Genomic DNA, 12,057 nt, shown 5'->3' on the forward strand with positions numbered 1-12,057 from the left:
TCAAGCCACGAAGCGCACGATGCCACCATCTACGCGCAATGCGGCACCACTCGTCCCCGATGCCTGTTCCGAGCAGGCGTAAACGATCATGTTGGCAATCTCGTCAGTGGTGGTGAAGCGCTTAATCAGGGTTGTCGGGCGTAGCGCCTGCAGAAAACCCTGCTCGGCCTCTTCCTGCGTGATGCCATGCTCCTCAGCCTGCTTTGCCATGAAGTTCCCGAGTATCTCAGAGCGGGTCGGTCCCGGAAGAACGGCATTGACGGTAACACCCGTCCCGGCGACGGCTTCGGCCAAGCCACGTGAAACAGCGAGTTGCGCGGTCTTGGTCATCCCGTAATCGAGCATCTCCTTGGGCGTATTGAGCGCCGATTCACTGCTCACGAAAACGACGCGCCCCCAGCCCTTGTCCGCCATGCGCGGCAAGTAGTGACGTGACAGCCGTACACCGCTCATCACATTGAGCTGGAACAGGTCGAGCCAATCATCGTCAGGGATTGCGGTGATATCCGCGATACCCTTGTAGTCGCGGATCAAAGCTGTACCGACATTGTTCACCAGAATGTCCGTATCCGGTGCCTTGGCAACAAAGGCGCTGGCCCCCTCCGGAGTCGACAGATCCGCGACGATGCCGGTGATCGTGCTCTGCGGAAACACAGCCCGCATCTGCTGCACCGCTTCGTCAACGCGCGCATCGGTGCGTCCGTTGATCACAACCGAGGCACCGGCTCGTGCCAGCCCCTCCGCTGTCGCACGGCCAATACCTGCGGTGGATCCCGTCACGATGGCCGTGCGGCCGGTCAATTCGATTTTCATGAATTTGCCCTTTCTGGCTCCATGCCGGTCCCTCATGAGACGTCGGCGCACATTTCATAAGTTGATGCCGGCAGTCTTGATGGCATCGTTGATTCAAGTATCGATCTTCCAGCGGGGAGGCTCCCCCGGCCTGGTGGTATTCCGTCTCTGGAAATCGTTTTTGATGTGAGAATATCGGACGATTCAGGTCGTAGCGTCTGCACGCAGGCGGTCGAGCACCGGCAATAGCTCGGATGGGTCGGGGCGGCGTGTGTAATCGGGATTAACCTCGGCATAGGCAATCACCCCATCCATCCCGATCACAAAACGCGCAGGCATTGGGAGCGCCCAGGCCGGATCGTTGTTGATTTTGGGCAGATCATTGCCGAACTGTTTGTACACCTCGATCAGATCGTCCGGCAAAGCAAAGCGCAGGCCAAACTCAGCGGCAACGGCAGCGCCTGGGTCACCCAGAATCGGAAAGCCGAGTTTGTTGTCCCGCTGTGACTTGCGACTATTCGCTGTCGTCTGAGGGGAGATCGCGACGAGGCTCGCGCCGTATGCTTCAATCTCGTCCCGGGTTTCCTCCAGCGCTTGAAGATCATAGTTGCAATAGGGGCACCAAATTCCCCGGTAGAAGGTTGCGATCAACGGCCCCCGTTCCAACAGCGCAGAGGAACTGACGCTCTTACCGTCCGCGTCCGCAAGCGAGAATTCGGGTGCCATATCACCCGCCTTAAGAGCGTGATTGGCTTGCCCGCTGTCGATCAGCGACTGTGTTGCACGGTGTATCACATCGAGCTGAGCTGGGGTTGGGACCAACGGAAAACGTCCTTGTTCAAAATCCTCGCGCATCGCATCGAGCTTGTCCTGAAGTTTCATGGTCATTCTCCGTGTCGCGGGGGAGCCGCCGTGGACAGAAGACTATTTCATCTGAAAAGAATGGTGTATCCATACATTTCGAAGAACATTTATCTGGATTTCAAATGAGTGATCGCTGGCAAGAAATGGCCGTGTTTGTCCGCGTAGCAGAGAGCGGAAGTCTTTCGCGTGCTGCACGCGAACTGAAGCTTTCGCAGCCTTCCGTGTCACGTATCGTGGGCATGCTGGAAGCGCGGCTCGGGACGACACTGCTGTTGCGCACAACCCGCAGTATTTCACTAACGGAAGCGGGTAGCTTGTATCTCGAGCGCTCGAAATATCTGCTCTCAGAGATGGAGGAGGCAGAGCAGGCCACCAGGTGCGCTGACTCGCTGCACGGAGTGATCCGCCTCGCGATGCCGGTGCTCTATGGCACGCGCGTGGTCATCCCAGCGCTCACAACCTTCCTGCCCCATCATCCAAACCTTCGCGTCGAGATGATCATGAGCGATGCACGTCAGAACCTCATCACGGATGGGGTCGATGTTGCCATTCGATTAGGGGTTGGACAGCTGGAAGACTCCACCTTCGGCGCACGCAAACTCGCGCTCATTGAGCGGATTGTCGTTGCGGCACCAGCGTATCTTTCAGCAAAGGGGGTACCCGCCACCCCGGCTGAACTCGCCAGGCACGATTGCATTCTTCAGCACGGCTTGTTTGGCCGCGAAAGCTGGCGCTTTACGCACAACCAGACCGTCACTTCCGTTAACGTCTCGGCGAAACTCCACATTAACTCTGCGCCGGGCGTTCTGTCTGCGGCGGTGGCAGGGCTTGGAATCGCCTTAGCGACCCGCGTCATGGCAGGAGAAGAACTGCGCACCGGCCAGCTTACGCAGCTTCTTGAACCATACAGCCTAGATCCGGCTGAAGTTTACGCTGTTTTTCCGGCCGGTCCGCGACCTTCAGCCAAAGTTCGTGCGATAGTGGAGCACCTTGCAGCATCACTCAACGCGCCGAATTGACGAATATGGAGCCACACAAAGGACTTCACTGAGATTGCAAAAAAGCGCTTAGTGCAGCTATGACTTCATCGGGGCGATCCTCAAGTTGAAGATGGCCGCCGGTCGTCACTCCACCGGAAACCTCGTCGGCCCAGCCACTCCAGATTTCAATCCGATCAGGCCCGCTTGCGCCCTCTTCAGCCGCTGGCCAAAGCACGAGGACCGGGCAATCCATTTTACGTCCCGCCTCCCGATCCGCCCGATCAAGCATCATATCCTCATGGAGTGCTGCACGATAGTCTTCGCACATTGCGTGCCGCACTGCCGGGTTGCGGAAAGCAGTGTGGTACGCATCTCTTGCCGCCGGCTCTATCACATCATCACTCGCGGCATTCATGACTTTGAGCACACGCTCTAGAAATTCATCCGGGGCGGCGGCAAGTAAGCGTTCGGGCAAATCTCCGTCCTGCCCGAGAAAGAACCAGTGATAGTTCTTTTGGGCAAAGCAAGAGTCGATAGCAAGCATCGCATCCAGCGTTGGGATAACGGTCAAGGATGCAAAGCAGGTCACAATGCCTGGATGATCAAGAACGAGCCTGTAACCTGCACGGGCGCCGCGGTCGTGGCCTGCAACTGCAAAGCGTTCGTACCCAAGCTTCCGCATGAGGGCGACCAATGCAACGCCTACGCGTCGTTTGGTCCAGCGTGGCGTCATCGAATTCGGCACACTGGCACCGTACCCCGGCAAATCAGGGATGATCAAGGTGTGTCGCTGAGACAGCGACACAGCCACCTTACGCCAGGCGATGTGGGTTTGCGGAAAACCGTGCAGCAGTAGCAGGGGCGGACCCGAGCCACCAATGACACCGGCGAAGCGAACGTCGCCGGCGTCAATATCCAGTGAGCGAAAGCCGGGAAAGAAAGATGATACAGAACCTTCCACAGGTTCACACCGGACAAGTCCCGTATCCATGTTCGGACCAATAGTATGCTCTCGCCCATAGAGGACCATATTGATCACCTCATTTACTGTTGGCGGTTATCACGAATTCAGCGAGTTCCCGCCCATATCGAATGGGCTCCTCATAGAAGGGGCTGTGCCCGCTATCCGAGAATAGGGACAGTCGGCTATTGGCATGGATCGCCTTGATCCGCTCCGACATCGCAACGCGCACCAGTCGGTCGTGGACACCGTGTGTCAAAAGGATCGGACCTTTGTATTCCTGGAAAACGGGTTCGAAGTCGGAGGTTGCAGTCTTGATGAAACCTTCATTGACGGCGCGTGCTGTCATACCATTGATTACAAGCATTCTCTTCATTTCAGCGTCTGTCGGCTGCTGATGAAAGCACGCAGCAAGGAAATCTGCCGTTGCCGCGGTGCGTTCTGCGAGATCGTGGGAGGTAGTGGTGGCGGTAAAGGCCGCAGCCTCTTGTGTCAAAAGATCTGGGGACAGCTTCGTGACGGCATCGATCAGATTGACACCGGAGATTTGGGAGCCACCGTATTTTCTGAGATAAGCCCCCACCACAAAACCGCCCAGTGACCAACCGACCAACACCGGTCGACGAAGCTTCGCACCCTCAATCACGGCGGCAACGTCATCCGCCCATAGATCAGCATCGGAATAGGCATTGAGTGCAGCTGGCTTGTCTGAGTCACCATGACCGCGCAAATCGAAGCTCACTGAGCGGAAACCCGCTAGTGCAGGGTCAGAAAACTGCTTCTCCCAGCTCAATCGACTCTGGCGCAATCCGTGAATGAACAGGATTTCAGGAGCATCACCGCTACCTTGGCTCTCGCCCGCCAGCATCACCCCATCAGACGAGCGAACCTGGAAAGGCTGACGCTGCGCGGCGGTCGAACCCTCACGAATGAGGTTATCGGAGGATGCAGCATAAGCTGAAGGCGCATATCTGCTCTTGAAGGCTAGCGCTGTCAGTGCAGCGCTCCCGGCCAGAATGGCGCGTCTGGTATAAATCATAAGGGGACTCCATGTTGTTTATCGATCACTATTCAACCTACTTGACACTTCCTGTCAAGCGTTGTTTAGTGTTCACTATGGAAAGAAATATAAAATCCCGCGGTGGACGCCCCTGGAGCTTTGATCGGGAGGCCGCAATCGAAACGGCGATGCGCCTGTTTTGGCGATGCGGGTTCGAAGGAGTGTCAATCAGTGATTTGACCAAAGCGATCGGGATCGCGCCACCTAGTCTTTACGCAGCTTTCGGCAGCAAGGCCGAACTCTACCAAGAGGCGCTTTCTCACTATGAGAAGACGCTAGGCACGTTCGATCACGTCGCGCTCAACTCGGCGACCTCTCTGGCTCACGCGGTACGACTGTTACTCGAAGCATCGATTAAAGCCGTCACCCATGCAGGACTTGAACGCGGCTGTATGATATCGAGCGGCATGACCGCCTGCCATCCCGATCATACGATGCTGGCCAGCGATGCCGCGAAGAGGCGTGATGCGATGCGCCACCGGATTGCTCAAGCGCTTCAGCCATTTGCCAAACCGGACGAGGTAACTCGACTCTCCCGCCACGTGGCAGCGGTCATGCAGGGTATTTCAATACAAGCCCGGGATGGAGCAACGCCAGCCGAACTGCAGGAAATCGTGGAAGACGTTGTTTCTGGAATAGCGGCACGGCTTTCAAGCAATGCTCAAAAGCATTAACACGCCCTGGCCAACAACAATCGATACTAAAATGGCAAGAGACCACTGTTGGCACTTAACCTTGTTTCCGTCGAGGCGTGCGGAGCACTGATTGCAATGCAGCTGCGGTTTGCTTTTTGGATCGAAGGAAACGACGTTACCAGAAAAGTAAGCAGATAGTCCCCCTCACTGCGTCACATTGCATCAAGCATTAACTTAATGCGAACTTGTGAATGAAACAGGTTGCAGCGCAAATTGTACCCACAGACGGAAGGCTGGTAAAATCCAGTCATCCAAGAAAGCCTAAGCACTGCAACGAGGGTTGAACAGATGAAACTTACTGGTGGTCAGGTCGTCGCCAAGGCCTTGAAGGATTATGGTGTGGAATATGTGGCTGGGGTGCCTGGCCACGGTATCTGGTCTCTCTTCGACGCATTCCTGGAAGAAGGGTCGCAAATTCCATTTATTCAGGTAATGCATGAGCAGAGCGCTGTTCATATAGCAGATGGGTACTTCCGCGCTTCCGGTAAGCCGATGGCGTGCTCTACTTCTGTGGGTCCAGGTGCTGCGAACACCATTATCGGCCTTGCAACTGCTTTGACCGACTCCACTTCGTTGTTCTACGTTTCGGGCTCTCCGCAGACCTACATGCATGGCCACGGCACGATGCAGGAATTGGAACGCCATCAGGACAACGCTTTCCCGCGTGTCACTGAACAGGTAACTAAGCGTGCATGGCAGGCACACTCAGTTCAGGTGCTGCCGAGCATCATGCACCGCGCGTTTAGCGCTATGATGACCGGCCGCCCAGGCCCAGTCCACGTTGAGGTGCCTATGGACGTCCAGGTCGAGGCCGCTGATGTCACGATCCACCCTCTTGAAAAACGTCTACCGATCGGTATCGCATATCCTGACCCAAGAGCCATCGAGGCTGCCGTTAAAGTTCTCCTCGCTGCTGAACGCCCCGTCATTGTAGCTGGTGGCGGCGCTATTACCGCCAATGCATCGGATGAGCTGACTCGCCTTGCTGAAAAAGTTGGCGCAGCTGTTTCGATCACTTGGAACGGTAAAGGGGCGATATCTGAGGATCACGAGCTGTTCATCGGCGCAGTCGGACAGACTGGTACGACATGTGGCAACAAGGTCACTGCATCCGCCGACGTTGTCGTCTCGGTGGGTTGCCGCTTCACGGACTGGTCTGCATCCTCATATGCGAAGGGCGTATCATTCTCCATTCCGGATGCGAAGCTCATCCATATCGATCTTGACCCACGCGAGATTGGCAAGAACTACGAGACCGAAGTGGGTATCGTTGCTGACGCGAAGGTGACGCTCGAGGCGATCCTCTCTTTGCTCTCTGACGCAGAGTCCCAAAAGATGCTCGCGCGCCGTGAAGGCTTCTTGTCAGATGTTCAGAAGGCTAAGGCAGACTGGCGCGCCCTGGTAGAGCCTCGCGAGAACAGCCGCGAAACACCGTTCACTTCGCAGCGTCCGTTGATAGCGCTTCGCAATGTGCTTGAGCGCGATGGTATAGTGGTCGTCGGCTCTGGTAACACGCAGGGATCCGTCAAGCAGAGCTTCCCGGTTTACCTCCCGCGTACTCACATCACTTCCGGCTCGTACTCTCCGATGGGCTGGGCCGTACCCGCCGCACTCGGCGCAAAGCTTGCATGCCCTGACAAGCAGGTCGTCGCCATTGTCGGCGACGGCGACTTCATGATGTCGCTGCCAGAAATGGGAACAGCAGTCATGAACGGCATCAACGTTGTATTCCTTGTGCTGAATAATCAGGGCTACATGTCGATCCGTGGCGGTCAGCGTAAGTTCATGGGCCGGCATGTGGCTTCAGAATTCAATCATCACTCGGGGAATGGCGAGCCTTACTCCGCTGATATTACAGCTTCTGCCCGGGCATTCGGCCTGGAGGCGTGGAAAGTAGAAAAAGATGAGGACCTTGAAAGCAGCCTTAAGGCAGCTTTGGAATGCGGCGGCCCCGCTCTGGTGGAGGTGATCGTATCGCGTGACGCAGCCGGCCCGTTCGCCACCGGCTGGTGGGACTTCCCGTCGCCCGCATACTACGAAAAAGAACAGGAAGGTTACGCAAAAATGCGAGCCCTGGAGCAACAGCTGTAAGACTTGCCGAGAGCGGGGCGCGGTAAGCGCCTCGCTTGCTTGAATTCTAGAATTAATTTTGAGTGCAGAAGCGCAGCTTCCGCAGACGAAGAGTTATTGCCATGATCAGACACATCAAATCCGCCAAAGCCGCAGCGAATAGTGCCTCGGGCAGCGGAGTAACGAAGGCCGTCGAAGATCTTCTTGCGAAAGTCAAGGATGGCGGCGATGCGGCCGTTCGCGAGCTCTCGATCAAGTTCGATAGGCTTGACCGAGAGTCATACCGCTTGACTAAAGCCGAGATCGAAAATGCGGTGAACTCGCTGACCAAATTAGAGCGCGAAGATCTCGACTTCGCACAGGACCAGATCCGGCACTTTGCTCAAGCACAGAAAGATGCTCTTAAGGATTTGGAGATCGAGACTATTCCCGGCGTCGTTCTGGGGCACCGTAACGTTCCGATTGCAAACGTTGGCTGCTATGTACCGGGAGGGAAATATCCGCTCTTGGCCTCGGCTCACATGACGGTTCTCACGGCGAAGGTAGCGGGATGCGACCGAGTGATTACCTGCGCGCCCCCTTTCAATGGGCAAATCTCCAATAAGATCGTTGCCGCCCAAGCCCTGGCAGGAGCTGACGAAATCTACTGCATAGGCGGTGTTCAGGCTATTGCGGCCATGGGCTATGGTACTGAAACGATCGAACCCGTTGATATGCTCGCAGGTCCGGGTAACGCATATGTTGCAGAAGCCAAGAGGCTTCTTTTTGGTCACGTCGGCATTGACCTCTTCGCAGGCCCAACCGAAACCCTTGTAATTGCGGATGATAGCGTGGATGGCGAGATTGTCGCCACCGACCTACTGGGCCAGGCCGAACACGGTATAAACTCTCCGGCTGTCCTTATCACAAACTCCGCTAAACTGTCCCAAGAGACCCTGGAAGAGATTGAACGTCTCCTCAATATCCTTCCCACCGCCGCGATTGCTCGGAAGGCATGGGAAGATTACGGCGAGATTATCCTCTGCGATACTTTGGATGAGATGGTTGCCGAGGCGGATCGCATCGCATCGGAGCACGTCCAGGTGATGACATCCGACCCGGATTACTTCCTCAACCATATGAAGAACTACGGCGCACTGTTTCTCGGAGCCCGTACGAACGTTGCATTCGGTGATAAAGTTATCGGAACCAATCACACCCTGCCTACCAACAAGGCGGCGCGATATACCGGTGGCCTGTGGGTAGGAAAGTTCATCAAGACATGCACTTACCAGCGTATCAACACGGATGAAGCATCCGCTCTCATTGGGGCATACGGCTCGCGTCTGTGCATGATGGAAGGCTTCGCAGGCCATGCCGAACAGGCGAATATTCGCGTGCGCCGCTACGGGGGTCGAAATGTCCCTTATGCGGAAGCAGCCACCCCCACTCAGGCTTAAAGGCCAAAGGCAGCGTGACAGACATCAAGGTAGCATCGGTGCAACACGAAGCGGACATTGTAATCATCGGATCTGGCATCGGCGGTAGTTCGCTTGCATACAGTTTGGCGGACACCGGCAGAAGGATCGTCATCCTAGAACGCGGCGATTACCTCAAAGATAGCCCGGAGGCCCGGGACGATGTTGCCATCTTCCAGCGCGGCTTCTACCGGCCCACCGAGGAATGGCTTGGCACCGATGGTGAAAGCTTTCTTGCCAACAATTATTACTATGTAGGCGGGAACTCAAAGTTTTTCGGTGCGGTCATGTACCGCTACCGGAAAGAAGACTTCTTAGCCCGGCCCCACCTGGACGGGTCCTCGCCAGGGTGGCCAATCACCTATGACGATCTTGAGCCATGGTATGAGAAGGCTGAAGAGGTCTTCAACGTACGCGGAGCACTCGGAGAGGACCCCACCGAACCGCCTCACAGGCGACCGTATGCTTATCCCGCCGTTCCCGACGAAGCCCCGATAGCATCTGTCCGTTCCAGATTGAAAAAGGCTGGCATTCATCCCGCAAGCCTGCCTCTCGCTATTGATATCGAGGCTTGGCTTGGCAGAGCACAAACTGGTTGGGATGCTTTTCCAAACACCGGCAAAGGCAAAGTGGATGCGGAAATAGGACCGCTTGCCCGGGCACTTGAACATCCGAATGTAAGCATCATCACCGGTGCGAACGTTCAGAGACTGGAGACTGATGAACACGGAAATCGCGTAACTTGCGTAGTTTTCGTAAAGGATGGCGTAGAGCAACGGATTTCTGCCGAGATCTGCGCCGTCGCTGCAGGTGCAGTGCAGACAGCGGCTTTGCTACTGCGCTCGGCAAATGCCGCTCATCCTGCCGGCCTTGCCAATAACTCCGATCAGCTTGGCCGGAACTTCATGAACCATAACACATCCGCGATGCTGGTACTCGATTACAGGCGGAACGCTTCCGTTTACCAAAAGACACTGGCATTCAACGATTTTTATAACGCGGACAACGAGTACGGCGCTCCTCTGGGCGGCGTGCAACTCTTGGGTCATATCACGGGAAACATTCTGAAAGCCAATTTCCCTATACCAGCGCCTGGCTGGCTCGTCGGTTTAATCGCTCGCCACGCATACGGCTGGTTTCTGACGAGTGAAGATTTACCAAGCCCCGAGAGCCGTGTGATGGTCAAAGACGGCAGGATTGTCGTCAATTGGGTCCGTTCAAACATGAGAGCCCACGAAGCTCTTATTAAGAAAACCAAGCAGGTGATGAGGAAAGCCGGTTTTCCTGTGATTTTTACACATACCTTCGGTCGGAAAACCACGTCGCACCAATGTGGTACTGCTCGGCTTGGCGACGACCCAGCAACCTCGGTTGTCGACCTCAATTGCCGGGCCCACGACATTCCAAATCTCTACATCACCGACGCGTCCGTACTGCCAACCTCCGCTGCGGTTAACCCTGCTCTTAGTATTGCGGCCCTGGCCATCAAGGCGGGCGCATCGATTAAAGGCAAGTGATGATGATGCAACTATTCGGTTCGGCACGCTATGGCATCAAGCCATACTCAGGTGAGGAGAAGCGCTGCGACTACATCGTCGTCGGAGGTGGATCCACTGGATGCGTTGTAGCATCGCGTTTGTCTGAGGACGCGGACGTTCAGGTCGCTCTATTAGAAGAGGGACCAACCGATTATAACCCTTATATCCACATTCCTGGCGCCTATTATAAGACAGCACAAGGTAGTCTGCTCAAACGCCTTGAATGGGAGGCCGGTTCTGAACTGGCTCGAAATGACACGCAAACAATGGTGCAGGCTCGCGTTCTTGGTGGCGGAAGCTCGGTTAACGCCATGATTTATATTCGAGGAGTTCCCTCGGATTACGATCAATGGGTTCAGCTTGGTGCAGAAGGATGGGGCTATGAGGATGTCCTTCCGTATTTCATGCGGGCTGAAGACAACAACCGTTTTTGCAACGATGTCCACGCTGTCGGAGGGCCGCTCGGTGTGTCAGACATTGACTACATTCATCCGTTGACCCGCAGCTGGCTACAGGCGTGTCAACAAGCTGGAATGCCTTTGAACCCGGACTTCAATTCGGGTGATCAGGCCGGTTGCGGCCTTTATCAAATAACCGCCAAGAACGGTAAGCGGAGCAGTGCGGCCGTCGCATATTTGAAGCCAGCCCGAGATCGCCAGAACCTTCGCGTTGTCACACGGACCTCGGTAACCCGCCTTATCATTGAAGACGGCAAGGCAGTTGGTGTCGAATATGTTCGCAATGGCAAAAAGTTCATCCTACGGGCAGAACGCGAGGTTATCGTGTCGGCAGGGGCAATCGGAACTCCGAAGCTTTTGATGCTTTCAGGGATTGGTAAAGCTGACGAGTTGAGGCGGCACGGCATCGCGATCCAGGCAGATTTGCCAGGTGTTGGTCAAAACCTCCAGGATCACGTCGAGATTTCTCTGGTCTACCAGCTGAATGGGCCGCATAGCTATGATAAGTACAAAAAGCTCCACTGGAAGGCCGCCGCAGGGCTAAACTACGCGCTGTTCAAAGGAGGCCCAGCATCATCAAATCTTATCGAGGGCGGCGCGTTCTGGTGGGGTAATCGAAATGAGCAGGTTCCCGACATTCAATATTTCATGGTGGTGGGGGCCGGGGTCGAGGAAGGCATAGACGCCGTTCCAGGTGGCAACGGCTGTACCGTGAATCTCGGCCAAATTCGGCCTTGGTCGAGAGGAGATGTGACCCTCCAGACCGGGGACCCAAGCGTGAACCCACGCGTGCGGCCGAACTACTTTTCTGATCCATATGACTTGAACGCCATCGCCGAGGGAACGATGATGGCCATGGACATAATGGGGAAGCCAGCAATCACGAAATACTTAGCCTCGCGCTACGTTCCGGCACCGTCCATCAGTTCTAAAGAGGATGTGCGCGCTTTCTGCCAAAGAAATGCCCATGCCGCGCTGCACCCGTCCGGAACGTGTCGGATGGGCGTCGATGAGCTTGCGGTTGTCGATCCCCAGCTCAGAGTCCGTGGGATCGACAACCTCCGCGTCGCCGACGCGTCGATTATGCCCACGCTGATTTCCGGAAATCCAAATGCTGTATGCATAATGATCGGCGAGAGAGCATCCGATTTCATACGCGTAAGTTGAGCTGGCGGGAGCGCA

Annotated in this window: 10 protein-coding genes; 6 read left to right on the plus strand and 4 right to left on the minus strand. The window is 55.7% G+C overall.

Translation table 11 applies throughout. From position 1 onward, the window contains the following. On the minus strand, positions 1 to 813 hold the full coding sequence (locus tag AAIB41_RS17650; RefSeq protein WP_343315292.1) for an SDR family oxidoreductase: 813 nt from the start codon (positions 811 to 813) through the stop codon (positions 1 to 3). Between the two features lie 183 nt (positions 814 to 996). Continuing rightward, positions 997 to 1,674, minus strand: coding sequence for a peroxiredoxin-like family protein (locus AAIB41_RS17655; protein ID WP_343315293.1), 678 nt, complete (start codon positions 1,672 to 1,674; stop codon positions 997 to 999). Between the two features lie 104 nt (positions 1,675 to 1,778). Here AAIB41_RS17655 and AAIB41_RS17660 point away from each other — a divergent pair, with 104 nt between their 5' ends. Next, positions 1,779 to 2,675 carry a LysR substrate-binding domain-containing protein gene (locus AAIB41_RS17660; protein WP_343315294.1) on the plus strand — a complete coding sequence of 299 codons (897 nt, stop codon included), beginning with the start codon at positions 1,779 to 1,781 and terminating at the stop codon, positions 2,673 to 2,675. Positions 2,676 to 2,700: 25 nt separating this feature from the next. On the opposite strand, the gene AAIB41_RS17665 is transcribed toward AAIB41_RS17660, so the two are convergent. Continuing rightward, on the minus strand, positions 2,701 to 3,666 hold the full coding sequence (locus AAIB41_RS17665) for an alpha/beta hydrolase (protein ID WP_343315295.1): 966 nt from the start codon (positions 3,664 to 3,666) through the stop codon (positions 2,701 to 2,703). A gap of 10 nt (positions 3,667 to 3,676) precedes the next feature. Further along, positions 3,677 to 4,636, minus strand: coding sequence for an alpha/beta hydrolase (locus AAIB41_RS17670; RefSeq protein ID WP_343315296.1), 960 nt, complete (start codon positions 4,634 to 4,636; stop codon positions 3,677 to 3,679). A 77-nt stretch (positions 4,637 to 4,713) separates the two neighbouring features. Between AAIB41_RS17670 and AAIB41_RS17675 the strand changes: the two genes are divergently transcribed. The 5 genes from AAIB41_RS17675 (at position 4,714) to AAIB41_RS17695 (ending at position 12,042) form a co-directional block, all read left to right on the plus strand. Continuing rightward, entirely contained in the window at positions 4,714 to 5,331 is a 618-nt protein-coding gene (locus AAIB41_RS17675) for a TetR/AcrR family transcriptional regulator (protein WP_343316116.1), read from the plus strand. Between the two features lie 309 nt (positions 5,332 to 5,640). Beyond that, the gene (locus AAIB41_RS17680) at positions 5,641 to 7,443 is read left to right on the plus strand and encodes a thiamine pyrophosphate-binding protein (protein ID WP_343315297.1); all 1,803 of its coding nucleotides are present in this window, start codon (positions 5,641 to 5,643) and stop codon (positions 7,441 to 7,443) included. A 101-nt stretch (positions 7,444 to 7,544) separates the two neighbouring features. Continuing rightward, a complete protein-coding gene (gene hisD, locus AAIB41_RS17685) occupies positions 7,545 to 8,861 on the plus strand; it encodes a histidinol dehydrogenase (RefSeq protein ID WP_343315298.1) in 1,317 nt (438 codons plus the stop codon). Between the two features lie 38 nt (positions 8,862 to 8,899). Continuing rightward, the gene (locus tag AAIB41_RS17690; RefSeq protein WP_343316117.1) at positions 8,900 to 10,396 is read left to right on the plus strand and encodes a GMC family oxidoreductase; all 1,497 of its coding nucleotides are present in this window, start codon (positions 8,900 to 8,902) and stop codon (positions 10,394 to 10,396) included. Next, positions 10,396 to 12,042 (plus strand): GMC family oxidoreductase N-terminal domain-containing protein, encoded by a 1,647-nt coding sequence (locus AAIB41_RS17695; RefSeq protein ID WP_343315299.1) that lies wholly within the window; start codon positions 10,396 to 10,398, stop codon positions 12,040 to 12,042. The genes AAIB41_RS17690 and AAIB41_RS17695 overlap by 1 nt, the downstream gene beginning before the upstream one ends. The last annotated feature ends 15 nt before the right edge of the window (positions 12,043 to 12,057 follow it).

This window comes from Brucella sp. BE17 (assembly GCF_039545455.1).
In the GTDB taxonomy this organism is placed as follows: domain Bacteria; phylum Pseudomonadota; class Alphaproteobacteria; order Rhizobiales; family Rhizobiaceae; genus Brucella.